This is a genomic window from Embleya sp. NBC_00896, from assembly GCF_045207785.1.
Taxonomy (GTDB): Bacteria; Actinomycetota; Actinomycetes; order Streptomycetales; family Streptomycetaceae; genus Embleya.
In genome coordinates this window covers 1,034,469-1,055,660 of sequence record NZ_CP108776.1, presented here as the reverse complement: position 1 = coordinate 1,055,660, position 21,192 = coordinate 1,034,469, and the positions used below count along the sequence as shown (strand labels likewise).

The window sequence follows — 21,192 nt, the reverse complement described above, 5'->3', positions numbered from 1 at the left end:
CCTCCCGGACGAACACTCGTACGGACGGCCGTGCGAAGTCCCGGACGGAGCAGGGGAGACAGTCGTGCCCGGAGGCAGGGTCGCCGTGATCGGCGGAAGCATCACGGGCTGCGCGTTCGCGCTCGCGGCCGTTCGAGGCGGGGCCGACGAGGTCACCGTGTACGAGCGAACGACCGGCGAACTCGCCGATCGGGGCGTGGGCATAGCGCTGCAGGTCGATCGATACGCGGAGTTGGTGGACGCCGGCTACATCGACGACTCCACCCCGTGGCGAATCGTGACCAACCGCAAGTGGTTCCTGGACGACGGGACTTCGCCGCGGGGTCGGGTGGTGTGGGATCAGCCCCACGCGTTCCGGGTCTACAACTGGGGCCAGTTGTGGCAGGGTCTGCGCCGCCGGGTCCCGGCCGAGGTCGAGTATCGCGGCGGCACCCCCGTCACCGTCGACGACGCCGGTCGGGTCTGCCTGCCGGACGGCACCCGCGAGCACTACGACGTCGTGATCGGCGCGGACGGCTACGGCTCGGCCGTGCGCGAGGCGGTGTTCCCGTCCGCCGTACCCCAGTTCTCGGGATACGTGATGTGGCGTGGGAGCTGCGTGTGGGAGCACGAGCCGATCGATCATCTGATCTCGATCTGCCTCCCGAACGCCCAGGGTGTCATGTACCGCATCCCCGGCAGCGTGGGCGACCGGATGTCGTGGGGCCTGTACACCGCGATCACCGGGACCGGCGACCCACGACCGGACCTGCTCGCCCAGACCCGCAAGTACTACCCGCCCTTCTGGGCCGACCTGGTCACCGGTACCCCCGAGCGGGACACCCTGATCCAGCCGATCAACGACCTGGTCGTGGACGCGTACACGAGCGGGCGCACCGTGCTGGCCGGCGACGCCGCGACGATCGCCCGCCCGCACGTCGCGAGCGGGGCGGTCAAGGCGCTCCAGGACGCGGTGGCCTTCGAGGCCGCGTGCCGGGCGGCGGGCCCGGGCGGTTCGTGGGACGACGTACTCGCGCGCTATCAGGCCGAGCGGCACCCGGCCGGCGCGGCCCTGGTCCGGGTCGCGCGCAGCATGGGCTACGCGATGGTCGAGCACACGCCCGACTGGGCCGCGATGACGCCCGACCTGATGGAGCGGTGGTGGGCCGCGCAAAACCCCGACGACGGCTTCGGCGGCCACGCGATCGGGGCCTCGATCAGCGCGCGGTGACGTGCATGTTGATGTTGAGCACGTACCCGTTCGGGTCGCGCACGAAGAACCGGCGCACCCCCCATGGCTCATTGGTGATCGGGTACACGATCTCGTAGCCCCGATCACGTGCCTGGGCGTACGCCGCGTCCACGTCCTCGACCTCGATGGACATCGCCGTGCGACCCGACTGCGCGTCCCAGTCGCACTCGTCGGTCACCACGATCACCTGCGCGGTCGGGTTGATCGGCGAGCGGAACATCAGGAACCCGGGCTCGTCCATGGCCGGCTCGAAGCCGAGGAAGTCCTGGTAGAAGTCCCGATTCGGGCCGAGTTCGGTGGCGGAGACGCTGGGTACGACACGACGAATGCTCATCGGGCCAGGGTAGGCACGGGGGCCGACACGACCCGGCGGCGAGGGTGCCCTGGCCGGGCTCGTGTCGGACCGACGCCCGGACCCACGCCCGGACCCACGTCGGGATTCACGCCGTGCCACGCCCGGACCCACGCCAGGCCCGGTCCGGGGTTCGTCAGGTGATGTCGCGCGCGATGTTGCCCTCGCCCTCCAGGTTCCAGCCGATCACCCGCGCGGGATGGATGCGCAGCACCTCGTTGCTGAAGAACCCGGCCGCGAACGGCGGTTCGTGATCGCGCAGCAGCTCGGCCCGCCCGCGTATCTCGACGCCGCGTCCCCAGCCGGGACGGTGCGCGCCGGGCTCGTCCGGCGTCATGTCGTCGACGACGAAGGACACCTGGGGGTTGCGCTCGGCGTTGCGCCACTTGAGGCTCGCGCTGAGCTTGGGTCCGCCGATGTCGATCGTGCCGTCCTCGTTCAGCCGGAATCCGACCGGCCGCACCTGCGGCACCCCGTCCGGATCGACGGTGGCCAGCCGCCCCAACGCCTGTTCGCCCAGATACGCGCGTTCGACCTCGGTGTACGTCGTCATGCTCGCTGCGCTCCGTCCGTGTCCCGTGTCCCGTTGGCGCGCCCGCGGAGTCGGGCGCCGGATACGAACGTAGAACCTGAAGCGAACTTGATGTCAAGCCATCCGGGTGATCTCGACGGCACGGCGAGTCGGCGATGAATTTCCCGGCCGAATCCGTCTTACTTACAGAACATCGCAATGCCGGCAAAACGGAGGTCGACACCCATGTCGGGCAAGGTATTGGACAAGGTTTTCATCGCGACGCTTCGGAAGAACCCGACCAAGGGTGGCTGGACGTATCTCGTCTGGCCCGAGTCGACCGCGTTCTTCGGCACTCGCGGCTTGGTCAAGATCCGCGGCACGATCGACGGCCACCCGTTCCGCAGTTCGTTCATGTCCCTCGGCGACGGCACCCACATGCTGCCCGTGAAGGTGGAAGTGCGCAGGGCGATCGGCAAGGACGAGGGCGACTCGGTGACGATCCGCCTGGAGGAGCGACTGGAAGACTAGGGGAGAGCACGATGACCACAGGCGCCGCCACCGTCGGATACGCCCCGGTGAACGGCATCGAGATGTACTACGAGCTGCATGGCAACGACGAGCGGCCGCCACTGGTCCTGCTGCACGGTGGCGCGCTGACCATCGACCTGAGCTTCGCGGCGGTGCTTCCCTCGCTCAGCGCGCACCATCGCGTGATCGCGGTCGAGTTCCAGGGCCACGGCCACACCGCGGACACCGAGCGCGAACTGTCCCTGGAGATCTTTTCCGACGACGTCGTCGCCCTCCTCGACCACCTGAACATCGAGCGCGCCGACTTCCTTGGCTACAGCCTCGGCGGCCTGGTCGCGCTCCGCACCGCCGTACGCCACCCGGAGCGCGTCGACCACCTCGTCCTGGCGGCGACGCACTACCGCCACGACGGCTACCACGCGGAGATCACCGCTCCCGAGCAGACCTCCACGCGGCTGCCCACCGCAGCCGACTTCACGGCGATGGCCGCCGCCTACTCCCGGGTCGCCCCCGACCCGACCCACTTCGAGGCCACCCTGACCAAGCTCCAACCACTCGCCCACGGCTTCCCCGAATGGACCGAGGACGAGCTGCGTTCCATCACGGCACCCACACTCCTGGTGATCGGCGACACCGACTTCGTCCGGGTGGAACACGCCGCGCGCATGCACGACCTCATCCCCAACGCACAGTTGGCGATCCTTCCGGGCACCACCCACATGGGCGTCATGCGGCGCGCCGACCTGCTGCTCCCGATGATCGAGGCATTCCTGCCGACGGCTTCCTGAGCCGGCCAATCGACAGGACCCGGCACACGCGGTGCCGCACCTCGGTCGGCGGCGGGTCAGGTGCGGAGGCGGGTCGGCCCGCGTGGAGCCGGCGCTGCTCCGTTCTGGGTCAGCAGACCGGCGTCGATGACCTCGGCGATAAGGGTGGCGCCGCGGCTGTTCTGGTGGATGTGGTCGGTCGTGAGTACGAGACCTCGGCGCCGCGAGATCGTGTCGAGGCTGCGGCGCAGCACGGCGTGCTGGACGAGGACGCCGACGACCGCCGCGGGCGTCACCTCCCGGTATGGAATCGGCGGCGGATCCGCTTGGCGCAGTTCCTCGATCTGGCGTTCGTGGAGGGGAAGGTAGGTCACCTCGTTGGTGGCGGCGACCTCGGCGATCATCCGGCTGTACTCCTGCGATGCCTGCGCCGCTGCTCCGTCGGGTTGTTGGCCGAGTACCGGGAGCGACAGCAGACCGATCGTCGCGTCGGTCTCCGCTCGCAGCCGTTCGACGACGGTTCCCAGGCACTGTTGGAACCAGCCGGCTGACGGGCGCTCGGGGAGCTGTTTGCGCTTCATGGCCTGCTCGACGGGATAGCCGGCAAGGCTCGCTCGGGCGTCGTTGGTCCCGATCAACACGGTGATCACGTCGGGCGGGTTCGCGACGACGGCGTCGAGGCGCTGCGAGAGGTTGTAGGCGAAGTCGCCGTTGGCGCCGAAGCGGGCAAGCTGCACGTCACCGGGAGGACGGCGTCGTTCGAGAAGGGTCAGGTAGTCCACGCTGAACTGCGCGCGGGTGAGGCTGTCGCCGAGGCACGCGATGCGTGTTGTCACTGGGCTTCCGGGTCGGGTGTGCCGACGCGTTCGGTCGGTCGGGTGTCGGTCCGAGGACGGTGGTCGGTGCCGGCGCCGGCGGTGATGGTCAGGATGGACGTCGGCCCCGCCATGTCGACCACGTGCCATACCCCGGCCGGGTTGACGGTGGCCTCGCCCGGCCCGAGCAGAACGCGGTCGGGAACCCCGTCCACGTCGCGGGTGACCGTCACCGACCCGCTGAGGCACACGACCAGTTCGTCGCCGGCAGGGTGGCTCTCCCAATGGTCGCCGAGGCCGTCGCCGTCGAAGATCATCACCATCCGGCCCTCGGCGCCATCTGCCGCGACCGCGGCGCTGTAGGCCTGGAGCACCTCCGGGTTCCAGGCGAAGCCCTCGACGGGTTTCGCTCTCGATCCCAGCCCGAGGTGCACGGGGGTGGTCCGCAGGTCGATGGCGTTGCGTTCGTGGTTGAGGAGTCTCATGCCGACGATCGTCATACGAGAGCGATCGGGTGGTCTTGAAGAAATGGGAACAGAAGCCGACGCGACGGGCGGTCGGTTGGCGACTACCCGGTCCCGAGGAGGACTTCGCTGCGACGCCAGGCCGTCGGCGATCGGCCCGTGAACTCGCGCCAGTCCCGAACGAGATGGGCCTGGTCGGCGTAGCCGGAGATGGTCGCCACATCGGCCCACGGGAGCGGGTCCCGCGCCGCCGCCAGTTCGTGCGCGTGCTCGAAGCGCAGAACTCGGGCGAAGGTCTTCGGCAACAGGCCCAGCTCACCGCAAAACCGCTCCGTGAGGTGCCGACGGCTCCAGCCGAGTTCCGCGGCGACCGCACCAACCTGGACGCAGCCCCGCGCGGCGACGAGGCGGCGCCAGGCCTCGGCCACCTCGGGGCGCACCCGGTGCACACGGTCGCCGCCGGCGCCACGGCCGACAGCTCGGAGGAGCAATTCGTCCAGCGCGGTGAACCGCGCCGCCCATGTCGTTGCCGCTCGGAGCCGGTCGACCAGCTCGACGCCAAGCGCTCCGAGAAGCTCGTCAAGTGGGACCAGTCGGTGGGCGAGCTCGGCGGCGGGCACGCCGTAGATGGCCCGAGCCCCGAGCGGTGTCAGCGATACCTTCACGCCTTGCTGGCGTCCGTCGTGGTGGATCGCGACGGACCGGCACATCAGACCGCCGGCCACGCTGCTGAATCGGGTGACCGGTGACCCGTCGTCAACGCCCGCCGCCACCTCCAAAGGGTCTGACAGGCTGATCACCGCCGTGAGCACGCGGCTCGGCGGGCCGCAGTGCACCCCCGCCGGGAGCCCGCGGAGGTCGAAACCGACATACGAGTCGACGTACCGTCGCAAGGCGGGCGCCGGACGTGCACCGATCCCGGTAGCCGTGCGGTCCTCCATTTTCGTCAGTGTACGAGCCAGTGAGCCCAGCAAGATCACCACCCGGCCCGCGAAACCCTATCCACACACCGGGAGATCGCGGCCGCGCTGCGGGTGAGCGAGCGGTCGGTGGAGCGATGGCGTCGGCAGTGGCGTGAGGGCGGCCAGGCCGGGGTCTTCTCGAAGGGCTCGCAGTGCCCCGCGTCTCCCGCTACTGGAACAGCTCCACAGGCGTGCGCCGGCCGGCCCGGAACTCGATCAGGGCGGCACTGATGTCGAGAGCCGAGCCGAAGAAGAGCACCGACCGGTCGGCCGCCACGAGGATCGTCCCACCGCCCCGCACGCGGTGCACGACAGCCACCGCACCGTCCTCGGGCAGCAGCACGTGGCCGATGTCGGCGTCCGCAGCGATGCGGCGGTACAGCGCCTCGCCGAACTCGATGAGGCGCCACTGATCCGGCGTGGGCGGCACGGCGTCCGCGGCCTTCCCCGTCCTCTCCTCCCTCATCCCGCTGCCCCGTCCGCGTCGTGGACCGCCGCGAGCTCCGCGATCAGGTCCGCGTCGCGCATCCCGGGCAGGGCGTACCCCTCGGCCTCGTCCCACGGGACGTCGAGGTCGTCCATGTGCACGCGCCACTCGGCATCCGGCATGGCCCGGCGCAACTCCGTCACGGAATCCAGCACATGGGCGATCACCGGCATCAGACGACCGGGATCGAGCGGCATCTTGGTGGACCCGGCGACGATCTCCTCCGGCCCGGCCGCACGCCGGTCGTACACGTACAGGCTTTCCTCGTCGTCGTACGGAAACGACGTGATGTGCGCGGCGACGATGCGCGCGACGGAGGCCAACTCGGCCTCGGTCAGCGGTGTCGTGCGGTGCGCGCTGTAGTAGAGAGAGACGCTCATGGCGGAAGCGTATGACGGGGCGGCGTGACAGCGCGGGCCGAGTGCCGGACTGGCCCCCGCCCGGGACCGAGGCCGACCGACCTCGGAACAGCCCTTTCCTGCCCGTGACCACGGCGTCGGCGTGGCGCGTTCAAGACGGGCCGCCGCACGCGCCAAGACTCGGGACACCAGGCCCCTGCTGGAACACCCTCTCCGAGCGCTCTGACACCGTCGTGGGTATGGAGCACTACCGGGCACCGGGCTGTTGTGGTAAGCGGCGATGAGCCGCCGTTTCTCTCATGTCCGTTGCGGCGCGGGGTGCTTCGGCGGTGACCGGTCGCGGGGCTATGTGAGACAGCGTCGAATTCTCGTGTTGGTTACGCACGTTGTGCCCGAATCGCTACGGTGAGTGCAGGTGATTTCACCACCCTGCGATCCCCGCATACGCGAACGCCGGGGCCGGCGCGTGGGGACGGACCAACCGGAGACGCCATGCCCGCACGACCGCTCGGAGCCAACTCCAAGCTGGTGACCGCCCGCCGCACCCTCGGACTGCATTCGCAGGCCGGCTTCGCCGACGCGTTCGAGGAACACGCCATCGCCATGGGCATGCGCCTGGCGGTGAGCGTGCGCCAGGTCCGGCGCTGGGAGAGCGCGGAGCCGCCCTACCCGAGCCCCGACTACCGACGGGTCCTCGAAGACCTGTTCGGCAGGCCGCTGACCGCACTGGGCTTCGTCGCGCCGGGCGAGCCGACCGACGACCACATGGACCGAGGCTGGCGCGACATCCTCGACGACGTACCGGAACGGCTCCACCGGCTGATTCGGCTGGAGCGCGAGTCGGTGAGCTTGCGCAGCTACCAGACGACGTTCATCCCTGGTCAGCTACAGACCGGGGACTACGCGCTCGCCGCCATCCTCATGCATGACCCGGCTCTTTCCATGGCAGCTGCTCGGGAGCGACAGCGGCTGCGGATGGAGCGGGCCCAACGACTGCTGGCGGCCGACCATCCTGCATGGTTCATCGTCGCCGAGCCGGCCCTGTACCAGCTCATCGGGAGCCCACAGGTGCTCGCCGACCAGCTCGGCCACCTCGTCAAGGTTGTTTCGGATCACCCCCAGGTCCGCCTCCAGGTGCTCCCGACCGGGGCGCCGTTCGCGGTTTCCGCCCCCTGTCTGATCCTCGAACCCAAGCGCGGTCGGTATGTTGCCTGGCTGGAACAACTCACGGGCTCGCTGCTGGTCGACAGCGCGGACGATGTGCGCGCGTTCGGGACCGTCTTCGATCGTCTGCACTCGACCGCACTGTCCCAGGTGGCGTCGCTCGCGATGATCACCGGATGGAGGCAGGAGCTTTGCAGGTCGATCGAGTTCAGCGCGAACCTCGTTGGATCAAGTCCAGTTACACCGGAAATGACGATTGCGTCGAAGTTGCGGTCATCAGCTCTTCCCTGGGCATCCGGGACAGCAAGGTACCCCGATCCCCAGTGATATCCGTCCGCCACCCGGCTTGGGTGACCCTCATAGAGAGCCTGCGGCAGCTGTAGCCGGTTCGCCGCGCTTCGCCGGAGATCACTTCGGCGAGGCGCGGCTCACTCGTCGGCTAACCGCGTACCGGCACCGTCACCCTGGACGGGTCGCCGGTCGGGGAGGAGAAGGTCAACTGGGCGCCGGACGGGTTGTGTTCGAGGTACAGCGGGTCGACCGTGTCCACGACCACGGCCAGGCGGTGGCCGGCCGGGACGTCGTAGGCGGTGGCGAAGAGGTCGATGTCCACCGGGAACGCCGTGCCCGGGGTCTTGCCGTGGAAGGTCAGCGGCGAGTGCGTGACCAACTTGCCGACGCCCAGAGGACCGACGTCGTACAGGTAGGCGAAGATCGTGCCGCTCTCCTTCGTCGCCGTGACCGTGGTGTGCAGCTTGGTGGTCCCGCGCACCTTGGTCTCGGAGCCGTACCGCTCGGACTGCCATACCCCCGCGAACGCCCGCGGCAGCAACGGGATCGAGGCCATCGGCGGGATCTGGAGGAACTGGTCGAGGATGCTGGACAGGAAGACCCTGCCGCCGTTGGCGCCCGAGTCGAGGTTGGCGTAGACGTGCTCGCTGTCGGTCAGCGGGATGGTTTTGGTCGAAGAGGGGACGGCATGCCAGCTCGGGTAGCCCTCGTAACCGCCGCCCGTACGGGACTTGAGCTGCACCGGCTGCTCGCGGTCGATGCCGTTGTCGGCGCCCTTGAGGTAGCGGTCGAGCCAGCGCGTCGAGTCCGCCCACATGTCGTTGGGCAGGCCGAGCAGGCCGCCGGCTTCGGCGGTCGCGTGGTCGCCCGGACGGAATTCGAGCCGCTTGGGACCGGTCAGCTTCTCGTAGAAGTCGGCGTACTGGTTGGGCGCGAAGAGCGAGTCGCCCCATGCGTTGCCGAGCATGATCGCGGCGCCGTTGGCGTTGATCCGGTCGAGGTGGGTCGCGGGGGAGCGCTTGGCGCCCCACGCGAGCATCTCGGCCTCCTTGGCCAGGTCGCCGGAGAGGAAGTTCTTCAGGATCTCGGTGAGTTCGGCGCTGGGCCGGCCGGTGAGGAATCCGGCGCCACCCAAGAACGCGGTGGCCTGGGCGTGTTGGGTGCGCCCGCTGTAGATGGACTCGATCAGGTCGGCCCAGCCGCTCATCGCGACGACGGCCTTGATCCGGGGATCGAACGCGGATGCGAGCAGGCTGATCCCCGCGCCGTAGGAGACGCCGGCCATCCCGATCTTGTCCGGGTCGGCCGGGGTGTTGGCCAGTGTCCAGTCGATCACCTTGGACGCGTCGGCGATGTCCTGCGGGCCGGCCGTCTCGATCTCGCCGCCGGACTGCCAGAAGCCGCGCGAGTTGTAGCCGACGACGACGTAGCCGCTGTCGGCCAACTTCTGTGCGGGGACGACGTATTCGATCTGCGGCATCGCCCAGCTGGTGGGCAGGACCACGACCGGGTAGCGGGTGCCGGCGGCGCCGCCGGTGGGGGTGAAGACGTTGGCGGCGAGCCGGATGCCGCCGTCGCCGGGGATGTCGACGAAGCGGACGGAGGATCCGGCGGCGGTCTGCACGGCCGCCGCCGGAATGTGCTGCTGGGTGGTCGCGCCGGCCGGACCGACGAGGGTCCCGGCGAGGAGCGCGGCCGAGACGACGGCGACCGCACGAGCGCGTGGGCGCATGCGGAACTGACCCATGAGGGCGTCTCCTGACGTCGTTGTCGGGGATGGCCCGACACGCGAAATGCATGGCGAACCGACGCCCACAGGCGGCGCCGGAGGGGTGACTCACGAGTAAGTTACGCGCCGGTAAACGCGGGCGGTAGCAGCCCAGTGTGACCGGATGAACACCTTTCGATCGTCCCGGTACCGTGGTCCCGGCGAGACGGGGGAAGCATGGTTGACGTCGACGCGGAGACGCGGCGTGCCCTGGAACGGGGCGAGCGGGGTAGGCAGCGGTGCGCCGAGGGACTGGCCGGCGGCGACGCCGAGTTGCTCGCGGAGGCGATCGGGTTGCTCACCGAGGCCCTCGCGGTGCTCGACGGCGCCGACGAGCGGTGGCCGGAATTGGCGTACGCGGTGGGCGTGGCGTACGCGGCGGCGGCGAATCCCGGAGACGCCCGGGCGTTCGATCAGGCGCGGCTGTGCTTTCGGCGGGTGCTGCGGGCCGCGCCGGTGGACGCGCACCGGATCCGGGCCGCCGCGCACGTGGCCGCGGCGCGGATCGGGGCGGGCTCGCGCGGTACGCCGTGGGGCCTGCTGTTCGACCCGCCGAGTGCCGACGAGATCGCCACCGCGCTGCGCCGGCTGGGCACCGACGCGCTCGTGCAACTCGTCCCCGGGACGGCTGTACTGACCCTGGCCGACGGCTCGACCCGGGTCCTGGATCTGCCCGAACTCGACTATGGGCTACGGCTGGTGACGGGTGATCAGGAGAACTGGTCGGCCGCCGTCGACGCGCTGTGCGGATGGGCCTGGACGGCGGTGATGGGCCCGATCCTCGACGCGCTGCCCCGCTCGTTCGCGCGGGCGCCGTCGCTGGTGCTGATTCCGGCCGGACCGTTCGGGATGGTGCCGTGGCACGGTGCCTGGCGGGAGGTCGACGGCCGACGCCGGCACGCGCTCCAGGACGCGCAGATCTCGTACAGCGCGTCGCCGCGACTGCTGTGCGAGGTGGCCGGGCGCCGGCTCGGCGACCTCGGCCCGCGGCGACCGATCGAGATCGGCCGCACGGCCGGCGACCCGGTCGCGTTCGTGCCGGCCGCAGGGCACGACGAGGCGTGGCGGCGCGGCACCGAGTACCTGACGGCCGGCACCCACGCGGTCGTGTCCACCCTGTGGCCGGTGGACGACGCGACCACCGGGCTTGTCCTGTACATGGCCCATCACTATCTGAACCGGCGCGACCTCCCGCCCGCCCAGGCGCTGCGGATGGCCCAGCTGTGGCTGCGCGACCACAAGCGCGGGATCCCCGCCGCGATGCCCGCCGAACTGGCGGCGAAGGCGCGCGCGATCTCCTCGGACGACCCGACGAGGTGGGCGGGCTTCATCCACTCGGGATGGTGAGCCCGATCGCGACGGGGCGTGGGCCGGAACGTGAGCCGGCCCACCCCGCCTTCCCAAACGACTCGCGAGCCGCGTACTGTTCGCCACGCCATCGCGGGAGCTCGGACCAACCGGGCTGAGAGGGCGGCATGGGGTGTCGGCGTCGAGCCGGCGCGAGCCCCGGGGCCACCGACCGCTTGAACCTGTCCGGGTAATGCCGGCGTAGGGAGAGTAGGTCGAGCCATGTCGGCTCCTGTCATAGACGACGCACGCCCCGAAGGGCACCGGCCCGGGGTCGAGGCGCCACTGATCCTGGACACCGCGCCGCCGCGCACCCTCGGGTTCCGCGACCAGGCGTCGTTCTGGGCCAACCTCGGGGTGAGCCTGCTCGGCTTCTCCGGCGCCCTGTACGTGCTGGCCCCGGAGGGGTACCCGCAGCTGTCGATGGTCGCCGCGATCGTCGCGGCGGTCGGCGGCACGCTGATCGGCACACTCATGGTCGCCGTCGCCGGCATCCCCGGCGCCCGCAGCGGCGCGCCCGCGATGACGGTGCTGCGCGGGTTGTTCGGCACGAAGATCTCGTACGTGCCGACGGTGTTCAACATCGTCCAGTGCATCGGCTGGGGCACCTTCGAGCTGCTGGTCATCTCGATCGGCATCGAGGCGATGACCGACGGCGACGGCCCGCACTGGCTCTACATCGTCGCCGCGGGCGCGGTCACCACGGCGATGAGCCTGCGTCCGCTGGGCATGCTGCGGATCCTGCGCCGCTACGTGACGATCGCGGTGGGCATCGCGATGCTCTACTTCTCGATCCAGCTGTGGCGCGAGGGTCTGCCGCCGATGACCGAGGGCTCGTGGTCCGGGTTCTTCCCGGCGATGGACGCGGCCCTGGCGGTCGCGGTGTCGTGGGTGCCGCTCGCGTCCGACTACACGCGCCACTCGCGCGGCACGAAGCCGGCCTTCTGGGGCGCGCTGAGCGGGTTCTCGATCACCAGCATCTGGTGCTACCTGCTCGGCCTGGTCGCGCTCGCGCAGGTCGGCGGCGACCCCGACAAGATCTTCGACTCGTTCCTGGGCGTGACCGCCGGGTGGGTGTTCTTCGCCGTCCTCGTCGTGCGCGAGGTCGACCAGAGCTTCGCGAACGTCTACAGCACCGCGATGTCGATCCAGAACCTCGCGCCGAGGATCGACCGCCGGCTGCTGTGCCTGGGGGTGGGCTCGGTGGTCACCGCGTTCGCGCTGATGGTGAACGACTTCGACACCTACGCGAGCTTCCTGTCGCTGATCGGCTCGATCTTCATCCCGCTGCTGGGCGTGCTCGCGGTGGACCTGTTCCTCGGGCGCGGCCGGAGCGGCTGGGACCTGGGCGACCACGCGCCGGCGCGGTGGGTCATGGTCGTGCCGTGGGCGCTCGGGTTCTGCATGTACCAGCTGATCAACCCGGGCTCGGTCGAGTGGTGGGCGAAGTTCTGGGGCCACATCCAGGACGCGCTGCACATCCACGCGCAGACGTGGACCTCGGCCTCACTGTTCTCTTTCGCGCTCGCAGGCGTGACCGCGTACCTCGCGGTCGCGTGGGACCGGCGGCGGGCGGTCGCGGCGCGCTGAGGCGGAGCCGGCCGCGTCGGTGGGGGCCTCCTCCCGACGCGGCCGAATCCGTGCCCGTACGCGGGACCCCAGCGGCGCTCAGGTGGGGTTCGGGGCGAAGGCTGTGGTCAGGGATGGGGCGGACCAGCGGGTCAGGGTGGGTGGGGCGGTGTCCGAGGGGCCCGGGTAGAGGCGGTAGAGGGTGCCGGCCTCGGTGGGGATCGGGAGGTCGCCGTGGACCAGGGCGATGAACGCTCGGTCCGTGGTCAGGGCGGTGGTGAGGTCGGGGTCGGCGGGGGCGCCGTCGCGGTTGTCGCGGACTCGGGCGGCGAAGGCGGACGCGGGTTCGTCGGCGCCGCGGCGGTACTCGGTGACGTCGCCGGGGGCGCGGCCTCGGATCAGGACGCGGTCGGTGGTCGCGGCGGCGATGATCCGGGCCAGGTCGCCGAGCGTGGCGCGGCCGCCGGGAGCGAAGTGGGTGCGCAGGTCGCGGGCCAGTTCGGCGAGCCGGTCCTGGTGGCGGTGGACGTTGTGGAAGCCGTCCTCGCCGGACATGTTGACGTCGGTCCACTGGGCGGTGCGTTCGGCGAGGTCGACCGTCAGCGGTACGCAGATGCGCGCGTCGCCCGCGAGGTCGAAGCGCTGCCGCACCGCGCCCGGGTCGAACGCCCCGGCCCCGCCGACCGCGTCCAGGTCCATGAAACCGGCGAACGCGTCGAGCAGGTCGTCGAACGCGACGTCGTTGTAGCTGAACACGACGACGATCGCGTACCGGACGCCGTTCGCGGCGAGCCCGGCCGCGTCCAGGTCGACGAACTCGGTCGCGCCGTGCGGTGCGGGCGCCGAGGTGAAGTCGCCCGAGTGCACGGCCGCGCGGTTGGCGCCGTAGACCAGGTTCGTGTAGTCGCACAGGCCGAGGAATCCCCAGTCCTCGTCGTACAGGGCGACCGACAGGTCGAGGTCGACCCGCTGCTCGGCGGCCTGCATCCAGTGCAGGAACAGCCGGATCCGGCCGCCGGAGGGGATCGGCTGCGCGCTGCCCCGCGGCACCGACACGAGCGCCTTCGCCGTCGAGCGCTCGGCGAACGGCGCGATCAGGTCGTCGAGCCCGGCATCCAGGACGGCGACGTCGTGCGTCGGCAACTCGCCTGCCCGGCGCAGCAGTTCGGCCTCGATCAGGACCCGGACCGGCTCGCTGAGCGCGACCGGCACCGGCGCGGCCCCATCGTTCTTCGCGTACGCCGCCGCCACGCTCCCACGCGGGAACCACACCCGCCGCTCGCCCGCCGCGCGTTCGGCCCGAAGCCGCCCCCACGCACCGAGCAGCGGACCCGGCCCGACCCGGCGCAACGCGGCCGGCAATCCCGCCGAAAGCCCCGCGGGCAACGCCGGTTCGATCCCGGCCTGGACCCGCAGCAGGTGATGCAACCGACGCACCAGCTCGCCCGGACGCCGCAACAGCAGCGCGGTCGCACCGGCCGCGTCCCCCGCCGCGAGCAGCGTCTCCACCCGCGACCCGAACGTGCGGACCGCGAGTCGCCCGGCCACGACCTCGATCACGTCCTCGTGCGCCTCGGCGGCCACCAGCAGCGCGGCCCCGGCCCGGTGCGTCTCCAGGTCGGTGCCGCGCAACGCCGCGAACGCGAGCGCCGCGTTCGGGTGGGCGCCGATGAACTCGTACGGGTGCAGCGCCTCGCCGACCCGCAACCACGCCGAGCGATGCCGGCGTATGTCCTCGTACAGGTTCTCGAACGCGAACCCGTCGAGCACCCCGAGCAGCGTCCGGCGCAGCCGGCGCGGCACCGTGCGCAGCCGGGGCGGGGTGACCAGGTCGGGGTGCACGCCGGACCACGCCCACAACACGCGCAGCACGTCGGTCGCGGTGTCCAGCCGCGCCTCCGGCAGGTCGTCGGGGAGCAGCCCGGCCAGCACGACGGCCTTGCTCTCGCGGATCGGGATCTCGGCGGGCAGCCACCCCTCGACGTCGGCCGGCGCGTGCGCGGCGAGCAGGACGAGGTCGGCCCGGTCCTGCGGGCCGAGCGGCGTGCGGCGGGCGAGCAGGCCGAGCAGCTCGCCGAGCGCGTCGACGTCACGGTCCACCCCCAGGCGCAGCGGGCGCAGCGTGGTGTCCGGCGGCACCAAGGACGTCCTGTGCGGGCTGCCGACCGGTTTCAGATGCGGAACGCGTGGTCGCACCGGCTCGGCGCACACGGGGCACGCGCGCAGCTCCTCGACGGGCGCGCAGGTCGAGCACAGCAGGTGCGCACAGGGCGCGAGCGCGCCGATGTCGCCGGCTCGTCCGCACACCGCGCACGGCTGGTTCGGCTGGTTGAGCAGGAACGCGCGGATCCGCTCGGAGTAGCGCGCCTGCGCGTAGCCCGGCACGCGCATCGGGAAGCCGGCGAACAGCGGCTGATGCATGCGGTCGTTGCCGAGCCGCGCGTCCACTCGCCCGAGCAGCCGCATCCCGTGCGTCGCCAGGTCCGCCGGCCGCAACAGGACCAGCGCCGAGCGCAACGACGCGGTGAGCACGTACCCGCGCTGCGCGAGGTCGGCCTCCAGGGCGGCGATTCCGCCCGCGTTCACCCCGGCGTCGTCCGGCCCGACCCGATCCCCGTCGAGGTACACGATCGCGAGCCGACGGACGAGCAGCCCGTCGAGATCGTCGCCGGCGGTGCTCGTGTCCACGCGGTCGTCGGCGCGCGTGCTGCTGCCACTCATGTACTGCGCTCCCCCCGAAAAAGCCGAAGCGAGGGCGGAGAGTGGGCGCGCTGATCATTGTCAGAGGTGAGAAGGAAGCACGCCGCGGAGCCGCCCCCGCGGTTGGGACTCTACCGCCGCGTGAGCGAAGTGCCCAGCGAATATCGGCGGTTCGCCCGAGCCGGCACAGACGGTGGGTCAGATGCCCTTTTGGCGCCGCCTTTTGCTGCCTTCCAGGTAGCGGGCGAGGCCGGACAGGAGCATGCACATGCCGATGTAGATCGGCGCGATCACCATGACGACCGGGATGAAGGGGAGGCTGTAGTCGAGGTTCGTGGCGATCTGCTTGCCGGCGTAGAGGAACTCCTCGTAGGAGATCAGGTATCCGAGCGAGGTGTCCTTCAGGGTCACGACCAGCTGGCTGATGATCGTCGGCAGCATCGTGCGCACCGCCTGCGGGATCAGGATGCTGGTCATCACCGTGGTCTTGCGCATGCCCAGCGCGTACGCCGCCTCGCTCTGGCCCTTGGGGACCGCGTTGACGCCGCTGCGGAAGACCTCGGCGAGGACCGAGCCGTTGTACAGGGTCAGGCCCGAGATCAGCGCGAGCCGCGGCTCGACCTTCATCGCGATGAAGATGAAGAAGATCATCACCAGCACCGGCATCGCGCGGAAGAACTCCACCACGATGCCCGCGAGCCAGCGGATCAGCCGGTGCTCGGACAGCCGCCCGGCCGCGAAGAACGCGCCGAAGAGCAGCGACAGGACCGCCGCCCACGCGAACACCTCCAGCGTGTTCCTGAGGCCGCGCAGCAGCAGTTCCTGGACACCGACGTACTGGAACGGGGCCCACTTGTCGCTGTCGAACTGGCCGGTGTCGATCAGCTTGTACACGACCCACGCCACCAGGCAGACGAGGAGCCCGGTGACGATCCAGCCGTAGGTGCGGTGCCTGGCAAGGGCCTTCGGGCCCGGGACGTCGTACAGCGCCGAGGACTCGGTGCTCATCGGGCCACCTCCAGGCGCTTTTCCAGGAACCCGAACAGGGCGCTGATCGAGAGCGTGATGATCAGGTAGCCGACGGCGATCCAGATGAACGTCACGACGATGTCGTAGCCGAGTTCGTTGAGCGGGCGGTACGTGCCGAGGAGTTCGGTCACGCTGAACGAGCCCGCGATCGCGGTGTTCTTGGCGAGTGCGATCAGCGTGCTGCCGATCGGAGGGATGACCGCGCGGACCGCCTGCGGCAGGACGATCAGGTTGAGCGTCTGGCTGAAGTCCATGCCCAGGCTGCGGGCCGCCTCGCCCTGCCCGACCGGCACGGTGTTGATGCCCGAGCGGACCGCCTCGCAGATGAACGCCGAGGTGTAGCAGCCCAGGGTCAGCACCGCGAGGGTGAAGAACGGCAACACCACGCCGAAGCGCGGCAGTCCGAGGACGACGGCGAAGAACAGCAGCGTGAGCGGGGTGTTGCGGAGCACGGTCACCCACGCGCCGCCCAGGACCCGCAACGGCCGTACCGGCGAGACCCGAAACCCGGCCATCAGCACCCCGAGCGCGAGCGCGATCGCCGAGGAGACCAGGGTCAGTTCGACCGTGCCGACGAAGCCCTTGCGGAAGAGGGCGAAGTTGTCGAGCAGGACATCCATGGTCGACGCCTTCCTCTAGTACCGGTCCACGGGCGGCGGCACGGGTGCCGGCACGCCCGACAGGCCGAGCGTCGCGTCGTAGGCGCGTTTCCAGTCGCCGTTCTGTTCGTGCGCGACGATCGCGTCGTCGAGCGCGAGCCGGAACGTCTGATCCCCGCGCGGCACGCCGATCCCGTACGGCTCCTTGGAGAACGGCTGTCCGACGATCTTGAGCTGATCCGGGACCTTGGCCGCGTAGCCCATCAGGATCGTGTCGTCGGTGGTGACCGCGTCGACCTGGAGGCTGATCAGGTTGTCCACGCATACCGAATAGCTGTCGTAGGCGACGGCGGTGGCCTTGGGGTAGTCCTTCACGAGTCGCTGGTAGGGCGTCGAGCCCGAGACCGAGCAGACCTTCTTGCCGGCGAGGTCCTGGGGGCCGTTGATGTCGTCCTCGTCCGTGCGCACCAGGAGCGACTGGCCGGCCATGTAGTACGGCCCGGCGAAGCCGACGAGCTTCTTGCGGTTGTCGTTGATCGTGTACGTCCCGACGTAGTAGTCGACCTCGCCGTTCTGCAACGACGTCTCCCGGTTGGCCGAGGTGATGGTCTTGAACTCGATGCGGTCCACCGGGAAGCCGAGCGACGCGGCCATCATCTTGGCGATCTCGACGTCGAAGCCCGAGTAGTAGCCGGACGCCGGATCCTGCTGCGCGACGTAGGGCTGGTCGGCCTTGGTGCCGACGATCAACCGGCCGCGTGCCTTGGCCGAGCGGAACGTCGGGGAGTCGAGCGTGACGTTGGTGGCCACCGGGTACGAGGGCAGGTCCTTGGGCTCGGGGCCCTTGGGCGGGGGAGTACCGGACTTGCCGCACGCGGCGAGGAGCAGGCCGGCGAGCAGCGCGGCGAGGACCCGGGCCGTTTGAGTGGGTCGGGTGGGTCGCGTGGTGATGGGTTCGCGCATGTCCGATCCCCCGTCAGTGCTTGAGGATCTTGGACAGGAAGTCCTTGGCCCGGTCGGTCTGCGGGTGGTCGAAGAAGTCCCCCGGGGTGCGCGACTCCATGATCTGGCCGTCCGACATGAACACGACGCGGTTGGCCGCCGAGCGCGCGAAGCCCATCTCGTGGGTGACCACGACCATCGTCATGCCCTCGACCGCGAGCGTCCGCATGACCTCCAGGACCTCGTTGATCATCTCCGGGTCGAGCGCGGAGGTCGGCTCGTCGAACAGCATGATCTTGGGGTCCATCGCGAGCGATCGCGCGATCGCCACCCGCTGCTGCTGGCCGCCGGAGAGCTGCGCGGGGTACTTGGGTGCCTGGTCCGAGAGCCCGACCCGGGCCAGGAGTTCGCGAGCCTTCGTCACGGCTTCGACCTTGCTGCGCTTGCGCACCTTGATCTGCGCGAGCGTCACGTTCTCCAGGACGGTCTTGTGCGCAAAGAGGTTGAATGACTGGAACACCATGCCGACGTCGGACCGCAGCCGGGCCAGCCCGCGCCCCTCGGCCGGGAGCGGCAGGCCGTCGATCGTGATCGAACCGGAGTCGATCGTCTCCAGCCGGTTGATGGTGCGGCACAGTGTCGACTTGCCGGATCCCGAGGGCCCGATCAGCACGACGACCTCGTTCTTCGCGACCGTCAGGTCGATGTCGCGAAGCACGTGCAGCGACCCGAAGTGCTTGTTCACGCCCGACATGACGACGAGCGGGTCTTCCGAGGTCACAGGTATCCGACTCGCCTTCGGCACGGAGGCAGGGGCCGTGCGCGAGCGCACATGCTTGATTGCATCCACCGGGTCGGCCCGATTCAGACGCGGCGCGGCCGGGAACCCCTCGAACGGCCGATAGAGTCCCCTCGCGCGGGTGACGCGCGTGATCGCGTATCGCGTGCGCGTCGGCCGTGAGCCGGGGGCGGGTTGTTCAGCGGGACGGGTCGAGCCGAGGGAGTCGTCGATGGCCAAGGTCAACATCAGCCTGGACGCGAACGTCGTGATCGAGGTCATGGTCATGTCCGGTGTACGCAACGCCCAGGACGCGATCGAGGCGATCGTCCTCGACTACATCGCGCGCGGACACCGTACGGAGGCCCTCACCGGCAACGCCGTCGACGACCGCCGGCGCGCCACCGAGGAGCGCGAACAGCGCAACCCGGCCACCGAGTAGGGCCGTCCACGGGCCGTTACGTCCGCAGCGTGTCGAGCAGCCGCCCGTCGTGGTCGAGCACGTCGACCACGCCCGGCAGCCACACCGTCACCACGCCCGGCGTGTAGACGATCTCCAAGTGCGCGACCTGACGCAGCGACGCCCTGGCGTACACCCGCCGGCCCGGAGGGAGTTCATAGGTGTTGCCCGCCGGCTCGAAGCACACCTCGATCACCGACTCGCCGTGCACGGTGATCGGTATGCACGGTCGCGTCCGTGATCGTCATGGGCTGTCCCCGTCCGGATCGGTTCCGCCCGATCCAGTCTAGTTCCTGACACCCCGTCATGAGCCGCCGTGTGGCGGCTGCGAGGGCTGCGCGAGAATGGTGGTGACACGTGAGGCAAGGCGCCGCATGTCGGCGTCGGCGGGGGGAAGAGGTGCGGTGCGCATGCGGTTGTGGCTGACCTATTTCGCGTTCATGTCCTCGATCGGCCTGACGAATCGCACGACCGACGTCTGGCGCAGCGCGAGCGTGGCCGACGACGTCGTGCTCGCCTTCCGCGCGCTGCCGCTGGGCGACCCGGCCCGGCGTGGCCTGGTGCGCGCGATGGCGTTGGTGGCGGTCCAGATGTGGTGCCTGTCCGTCGTGATCGCGGTGTCGCCGTGGTTCGCGGCGGATGGCGAGGACCCCGCGGCGTTCTGGGGCTATCTGTCGATGGCCGCGATCCTGATCGCCCTCGCGGTCGCCGTGGTGCAGGCGACGGTGATCCTGTTCAACCGCCCACGCAACGTGGTCGCACCACACATGCGCAGGGACCGCGGCATCTTCCGCTGACGGAACCCGAGCCCGGATGCATCCGCGAACGCAGGGGAAAATCCGGCCCGCCCGGCGTTCGAGGACAAGCGCGCCGAAGGCCGCGCGAGGCGAGAGGGCACTACGGCCGGACCGGTGTCCGACCGGCCTACCGGGTACGGGAGACTGTGGGCATGACGATCACATCGGTGACAGTGCGTCGACACGTACCCGACCTGGACGCGGCGGCGGCCTTCTACGAGCGCCTGACCGGCGAGCCGGCGACCCGATTCGCCTTCGCCGGACTGGAGTTGGCCGCCACCGGGCCGTTCCTGGTGTTCGCCGGACCGGACGAGCCGGCGGCCCGCTTCAGCGGCGTCGCGGCCACGCTGGGCGTCGAGGACCTGGACGCGACGGTCGCGGACCTGACCGCCCACGGCGCGGAGCTGATCGCCCCGCCGACGGCCACCCCCAACGGCCGCCGCGCGATCCTGCGCCACCCGGACGGCGCGGTCTTCGAATACGTGAGCGCCTGAACCCACCGAAAACCCGCAAGGGGCCCACCACTTCGCGTGGCGGCCCCCTTCCGAGCTCGGTGACGGGATCCCATCAGGTCAGGACCGTTTTCTGTGGTGGACGAGTGTCGTCGTAGCGGCGTCGGTTGCGAGGTATCGCACAATTCCGTAGCCGTCAGGTGCGTTGCCTGGCAGCGTCTGGCGGCATGGGGATGATGTTGCGGCAGGTGCGGGCCGACTTCGATGCCACGACTCTGGTCGTCTATCAGGCGTACGCGCCGGCTGTCGCCGAACCCGCCTTGCGGGAGGGGCGGTTCGTCGCGCCGTTCTCGTTCGGGCGGATGACGTGGATCAAGCCGTCGTACCGCTGGCTGATGCATCGCAGCGACTGGGGGCGAAAGGCGGGGCAGGAACGGGTGTTGGCCGTGCGGATCACGCGGGCCGGCTTCGAGGACGCGCTCGGCCGGGCGGTGTCGACGGAGGGGTCGGTCGAGGGCGCGGACGTGCATGTCCAATGGGACCCCGAGCGCTCGCTGCGCGGCGCGGCGCTGAATCAGTACAGCATCCAGGTCGGCATCGGTCGTGACCTGATTCGTACCTTCAACGACGAATGGGTGGTCGGTGTCACCGACTTGACCCCGCTCACGCGGCGTATCGCCGACCTGCTGCGCGCCGGCCGGACCACGCAGGCCCAGCGCCTCCTCCCGCCCGAACGCCCCTACCCCCTGCCCAAACACCTCGCCCGGCGGGTCAACGCCGACGGTTGAGGACTTGGGGAGGGGGTGCCCCGGGGGTG

24 protein-coding genes, 2 pseudogenes and 1 riboswitch are annotated in these 21,192 nt (G+C 70.2%); of the genes and pseudogenes, 12 read left to right on the top strand and 14 right to left on the bottom strand.

Annotation, left to right across the window (positions count from 1 at the left end; all coding sequences use genetic code 11):
* Positions 1-64: 64 nt before the first annotated feature.
* The gene (locus OG928_RS05065; protein ID WP_406279844.1) at positions 65-1,210 is read left to right on the top strand and encodes an FAD-dependent monooxygenase; all 1,146 of its coding nucleotides are present in this window, start codon (positions 65-67) and stop codon (positions 1,208-1,210) included.
* Here the strand turns inward: OG928_RS05065 and OG928_RS05060 are convergent.
* On the bottom strand, positions 1,197-1,565 hold the full coding sequence (locus tag OG928_RS05060; protein WP_406279842.1) for a VOC family protein: 369 nt from the start codon (positions 1,563-1,565) through the stop codon (positions 1,197-1,199). The genes OG928_RS05065 and OG928_RS05060 overlap by 14 nt on opposite strands.
* Before the next feature lie 154 nt (positions 1,566-1,719).
* On the bottom strand, positions 1,720-2,136 hold the full coding sequence (locus tag OG928_RS05055; protein WP_406279839.1) for a PPOX class F420-dependent oxidoreductase: 417 nt from the start codon (positions 2,134-2,136) through the stop codon (positions 1,720-1,722).
* 204 nt (positions 2,137-2,340) lie between these two features.
* Here OG928_RS05055 and OG928_RS05050 point away from each other — a divergent pair, with 204 nt between their 5' ends.
* Both OG928_RS05050 and OG928_RS05045 read left to right on the top strand, forming a co-directional pair.
* The gene (locus OG928_RS05050; RefSeq protein WP_406279836.1) at positions 2,341-2,625 is read left to right on the top strand and encodes a DUF1905 domain-containing protein; all 285 of its coding nucleotides are present in this window, start codon (positions 2,341-2,343) and stop codon (positions 2,623-2,625) included.
* Positions 2,626-2,636: 11 nt separating this feature from the next.
* Positions 2,637-3,413, top strand: a complete 777-nt coding sequence (locus OG928_RS05045) for an alpha/beta fold hydrolase (RefSeq protein WP_406279833.1) — start codon at positions 2,637-2,639, stop codon at positions 3,411-3,413.
* Positions 3,414-3,469: 56 nt separating this feature from the next.
* Here the strand turns inward: OG928_RS05045 and OG928_RS05040 are convergent, their stop codons facing one another.
* The 3 genes from OG928_RS05040 to OG928_RS05030 all read right to left on the bottom strand — a co-directional run bounded on the left by OG928_RS05040 (position 3,470) and on the right by OG928_RS05030 (position 5,612).
* The gene (locus OG928_RS05040; RefSeq protein ID WP_406279831.1) at positions 3,470-4,228 is read right to left on the bottom strand and encodes an SGNH/GDSL hydrolase family protein; all 759 of its coding nucleotides are present in this window, start codon (positions 4,226-4,228) and stop codon (positions 3,470-3,472) included.
* Complete coding sequence (locus OG928_RS05035) at positions 4,225-4,692, bottom strand: cupin domain-containing protein (protein ID WP_406279828.1); 468 nt, start codon at positions 4,690-4,692, stop codon at positions 4,225-4,227. Before OG928_RS05035 ends, OG928_RS05040 begins: the two co-directional genes overlap by 4 nt.
* 83 nt (positions 4,693-4,775) lie before the next feature.
* On the bottom strand, positions 4,776-5,612 hold the full coding sequence (locus OG928_RS05030) for a helix-turn-helix domain-containing protein (RefSeq protein ID WP_406279825.1): 837 nt from the start codon (positions 5,610-5,612) through the stop codon (positions 4,776-4,778).
* A 63-nt stretch (positions 5,613-5,675) separates the two neighbouring features.
* Between OG928_RS05030 and OG928_RS05025 the strand changes: the two are divergent.
* Positions 5,676-5,864: pseudogene (locus OG928_RS05025) on the top strand (helix-turn-helix domain-containing protein); the annotation flags it as partial.
* Here OG928_RS05025 and OG928_RS05020 read toward each other — a convergent pair.
* Together OG928_RS05020 and OG928_RS05015 are read right to left on the bottom strand one after the other, a co-directional pair.
* Entirely contained in the window at positions 5,803-6,099 is a 297-nt protein-coding gene (locus OG928_RS05020) for a hypothetical protein (protein ID WP_406279823.1), read from the bottom strand. The pseudogene OG928_RS05025 and the gene OG928_RS05020 overlap by 62 nt on opposite strands.
* Complete coding sequence (locus OG928_RS05015) at positions 6,096-6,500, bottom strand: hypothetical protein (protein ID WP_406279820.1); 405 nt, start codon at positions 6,498-6,500, stop codon at positions 6,096-6,098. Before OG928_RS05015 ends, OG928_RS05020 begins: the two co-directional genes overlap by 4 nt.
* Before the next feature lie 471 nt (positions 6,501-6,971).
* On the opposite strand from OG928_RS05015, the pseudogene OG928_RS05010 reads away from it, so the two are divergent.
* Both OG928_RS05010 and OG928_RS05005 read left to right on the top strand, forming a co-directional pair.
* Positions 6,972-7,805: pseudogene (locus OG928_RS05010) on the top strand (DUF5753 domain-containing protein); the annotation flags it as partial.
* Positions 7,806-7,819: 14 nt separating this feature from the next.
* On the top strand, positions 7,820-8,026 hold the full coding sequence (locus OG928_RS05005; protein ID WP_406279817.1) for a DUF397 domain-containing protein: 207 nt from the start codon (positions 7,820-7,822) through the stop codon (positions 8,024-8,026).
* 56 nt (positions 8,027-8,082) lie between these two features.
* Here the strand turns inward: OG928_RS05005 and OG928_RS05000 are convergent, their stop codons facing one another.
* The gene (locus tag OG928_RS05000) at positions 8,083-9,681 is read right to left on the bottom strand and encodes an alpha/beta fold hydrolase (RefSeq protein ID WP_406279814.1); all 1,599 of its coding nucleotides are present in this window, start codon (positions 9,679-9,681) and stop codon (positions 8,083-8,085) included.
* 198 nt (positions 9,682-9,879) lie between these two features.
* Here OG928_RS05000 and OG928_RS04995 point away from each other — a divergent pair, with 198 nt between their 5' ends.
* Together OG928_RS04995 and OG928_RS04990 are read left to right on the top strand one after the other, a co-directional pair.
* A complete protein-coding gene (locus OG928_RS04995) occupies positions 9,880-11,049 on the top strand; it encodes a CHAT domain-containing protein (RefSeq protein WP_406279811.1) in 1,170 nt (389 codons plus the stop codon).
* 83 nt (positions 11,050-11,132) lie between these two features.
* Positions 11,133-11,275, top strand: a riboswitch (TPP riboswitch).
* Positions 11,272-12,639 carry a purine-cytosine permease family protein gene (locus tag OG928_RS04990; protein WP_406279808.1) on the top strand — a complete coding sequence of 456 codons (1,368 nt, stop codon included), beginning with the start codon at positions 11,272-11,274 and terminating at the stop codon, positions 12,637-12,639. (Overlaps the previous riboswitch by 4 nt.)
* Positions 12,640-12,717: 78 nt before the next feature.
* Here OG928_RS04990 and OG928_RS04985 read toward each other — a convergent pair whose 3' ends face one another.
* The 5 genes from OG928_RS04985 to OG928_RS04965 all read right to left on the bottom strand — a co-directional run bounded on the left by OG928_RS04985 (position 12,718) and on the right by OG928_RS04965 (position 18,642).
* Positions 12,718-15,339 (bottom strand): MXAN_6230/SCO0854 family RING domain-containing protein, encoded by a 2,622-nt coding sequence (locus tag OG928_RS04985; protein ID WP_406279805.1) that lies wholly within the window; start codon positions 15,337-15,339, stop codon positions 12,718-12,720.
* A gap of 177 nt (positions 15,340-15,516) precedes the next feature.
* Positions 15,517-16,326 (bottom strand): amino acid ABC transporter permease, encoded by an 810-nt coding sequence (locus OG928_RS04980; RefSeq protein ID WP_406279802.1) that lies wholly within the window; start codon positions 16,324-16,326, stop codon positions 15,517-15,519.
* Positions 16,323-16,967: an amino acid ABC transporter permease gene (locus OG928_RS04975; protein WP_406279799.1), complete on the bottom strand. Its 645-nt coding sequence runs from the start codon at positions 16,965-16,967 to the stop codon at positions 16,323-16,325. The genes OG928_RS04980 and OG928_RS04975 overlap by 4 nt, the downstream gene beginning before the upstream one ends.
* A 15-nt stretch (positions 16,968-16,982) precedes the next feature.
* A complete protein-coding gene (locus OG928_RS04970; RefSeq protein WP_406279796.1) occupies positions 16,983-17,909 on the bottom strand; it encodes a glutamate ABC transporter substrate-binding protein in 927 nt (308 codons plus the stop codon).
* A 13-nt stretch (positions 17,910-17,922) separates the two neighbouring features.
* Complete coding sequence (locus OG928_RS04965; RefSeq protein ID WP_406290792.1) at positions 17,923-18,642, bottom strand: amino acid ABC transporter ATP-binding protein; 720 nt, start codon at positions 18,640-18,642, stop codon at positions 17,923-17,925.
* 256 nt (positions 18,643-18,898) lie between these two features.
* Between OG928_RS04965 and OG928_RS04960 the strand changes: the two genes are divergently transcribed.
* Positions 18,899-19,108 carry a DUF2191 domain-containing protein gene (locus tag OG928_RS04960; protein WP_406279793.1) on the top strand — a complete coding sequence of 70 codons (210 nt, stop codon included), beginning with the start codon at positions 18,899-18,901 and terminating at the stop codon, positions 19,106-19,108.
* A gap of 16 nt (positions 19,109-19,124) precedes the next feature.
* On the opposite strand, the gene OG928_RS04955 is transcribed toward OG928_RS04960, so the two are convergent.
* Complete coding sequence (locus OG928_RS04955) at positions 19,125-19,337, bottom strand: hypothetical protein (protein WP_406279790.1); 213 nt, start codon at positions 19,335-19,337, stop codon at positions 19,125-19,127.
* A gap of 199 nt (positions 19,338-19,536) precedes the next feature.
* Between OG928_RS04955 and OG928_RS04950 the strand changes: the two genes are divergently transcribed.
* The 3 genes from OG928_RS04950 to OG928_RS04940 all read left to right on the top strand — a co-directional run bounded on the left by OG928_RS04950 (position 19,537) and on the right by OG928_RS04940 (position 21,163).
* Complete coding sequence (locus OG928_RS04950; RefSeq protein WP_406279788.1) at positions 19,537-19,923, top strand: hypothetical protein; 387 nt, start codon at positions 19,537-19,539, stop codon at positions 19,921-19,923.
* Between the two features lie 152 nt (positions 19,924-20,075).
* Positions 20,076-20,417 carry a VOC family protein gene (locus tag OG928_RS04945; RefSeq protein WP_406279785.1) on the top strand — a complete coding sequence of 114 codons (342 nt, stop codon included), beginning with the start codon at positions 20,076-20,078 and terminating at the stop codon, positions 20,415-20,417.
* Between the two features lie 191 nt (positions 20,418-20,608).
* Positions 20,609-21,163, top strand: coding sequence for a DUF4291 domain-containing protein (locus tag OG928_RS04940; protein WP_406290790.1), 555 nt, complete (start codon positions 20,609-20,611; stop codon positions 21,161-21,163).
* The last annotated feature ends 29 nt before the right edge of the window (positions 21,164-21,192 follow it).

What these genes read in the sequence shown, in the direction of transcription:
- OG928_RS05035 (WP_406279828.1), bottom strand. Translation starts at nt 4,692, where the DNA reads ATGAGACTCCTCAACCACGAACGCAACGCCATCGACCTGCGGACCACC.
- OG928_RS04975 (WP_406279799.1), bottom strand. Translation starts at nt 16,967, where the DNA reads ATGGATGTCCTGCTCGACAACTTCGCCCTCTTCCGCAAGGGCTTCGTC.
- OG928_RS05020 (WP_406279823.1), bottom strand. Translation starts at nt 6,099, where the DNA reads ATGAGGGAGGAGAGGACGGGGAAGGCCGCGGACGCCGTGCCGCCCACG.
- OG928_RS05015 (WP_406279820.1), bottom strand. Translation starts at nt 6,500, where the DNA reads ATGAGCGTCTCTCTCTACTACAGCGCGCACCGCACGACACCGCTGACC.
- OG928_RS04960 (WP_406279793.1), top strand. Translation starts at nt 18,899, where the DNA reads ATGGCCAAGGTCAACATCAGCCTGGACGCGAACGTCGTGATCGAGGTC.
- OG928_RS05030 (WP_406279825.1), bottom strand. Translation starts at nt 5,612, where the DNA reads ATGGAGGACCGCACGGCTACCGGGATCGGTGCACGTCCGGCGCCCGCC.
- OG928_RS04985 (WP_406279805.1), bottom strand. Translation starts at nt 15,339, where the DNA reads ATGAGTGGCAGCAGCACGCGCGCCGACGACCGCGTGGACACGAGCACC.
- OG928_RS04945 (WP_406279785.1), top strand. Translation starts at nt 20,076, where the DNA reads ATGACGATCACATCGGTGACAGTGCGTCGACACGTACCCGACCTGGAC.
- OG928_RS04940 (WP_406290790.1), top strand. Translation starts at nt 20,609, where the DNA reads ATGATGTTGCGGCAGGTGCGGGCCGACTTCGATGCCACGACTCTGGTC.
- OG928_RS04980 (WP_406279802.1), bottom strand. Translation starts at nt 16,326, where the DNA reads ATGAGCACCGAGTCCTCGGCGCTGTACGACGTCCCGGGCCCGAAGGCC.
- OG928_RS05005 (WP_406279817.1), top strand. Translation starts at nt 7,820, where the DNA reads ATGGAGGCAGGAGCTTTGCAGGTCGATCGAGTTCAGCGCGAACCTCGT.
- OG928_RS05000 (WP_406279814.1), bottom strand. Translation starts at nt 9,681, where the DNA reads ATGGGTCAGTTCCGCATGCGCCCACGCGCTCGTGCGGTCGCCGTCGTC.
- OG928_RS04995 (WP_406279811.1), top strand. Translation starts at nt 9,880, where the DNA reads ATGGTTGACGTCGACGCGGAGACGCGGCGTGCCCTGGAACGGGGCGAG.
- OG928_RS04970 (WP_406279796.1), bottom strand. Translation starts at nt 17,909, where the DNA reads ATGCGCGAACCCATCACCACGCGACCCACCCGACCCACTCAAACGGCC.
- OG928_RS04990 (WP_406279808.1), top strand. Translation starts at nt 11,272, where the DNA reads ATGTCGGCTCCTGTCATAGACGACGCACGCCCCGAAGGGCACCGGCCC.
- OG928_RS04965 (WP_406290792.1), bottom strand. Translation starts at nt 18,642, where the DNA reads ATGTCGGGCGTGAACAAGCACTTCGGGTCGCTGCACGTGCTTCGCGAC.
- OG928_RS05045 (WP_406279833.1), top strand. Translation starts at nt 2,637, where the DNA reads ATGACCACAGGCGCCGCCACCGTCGGATACGCCCCGGTGAACGGCATC.
- OG928_RS05055 (WP_406279839.1), bottom strand. Translation starts at nt 2,136, where the DNA reads ATGACGACGTACACCGAGGTCGAACGCGCGTATCTGGGCGAACAGGCG.
- OG928_RS05060 (WP_406279842.1), bottom strand. Translation starts at nt 1,565, where the DNA reads ATGAGCATTCGTCGTGTCGTACCCAGCGTCTCCGCCACCGAACTCGGC.
- OG928_RS04950 (WP_406279788.1), top strand. Translation starts at nt 19,537, where the DNA reads ATGCGGTTGTGGCTGACCTATTTCGCGTTCATGTCCTCGATCGGCCTG.
- OG928_RS05050 (WP_406279836.1), top strand. Translation starts at nt 2,341, where the DNA reads ATGTCGGGCAAGGTATTGGACAAGGTTTTCATCGCGACGCTTCGGAAG.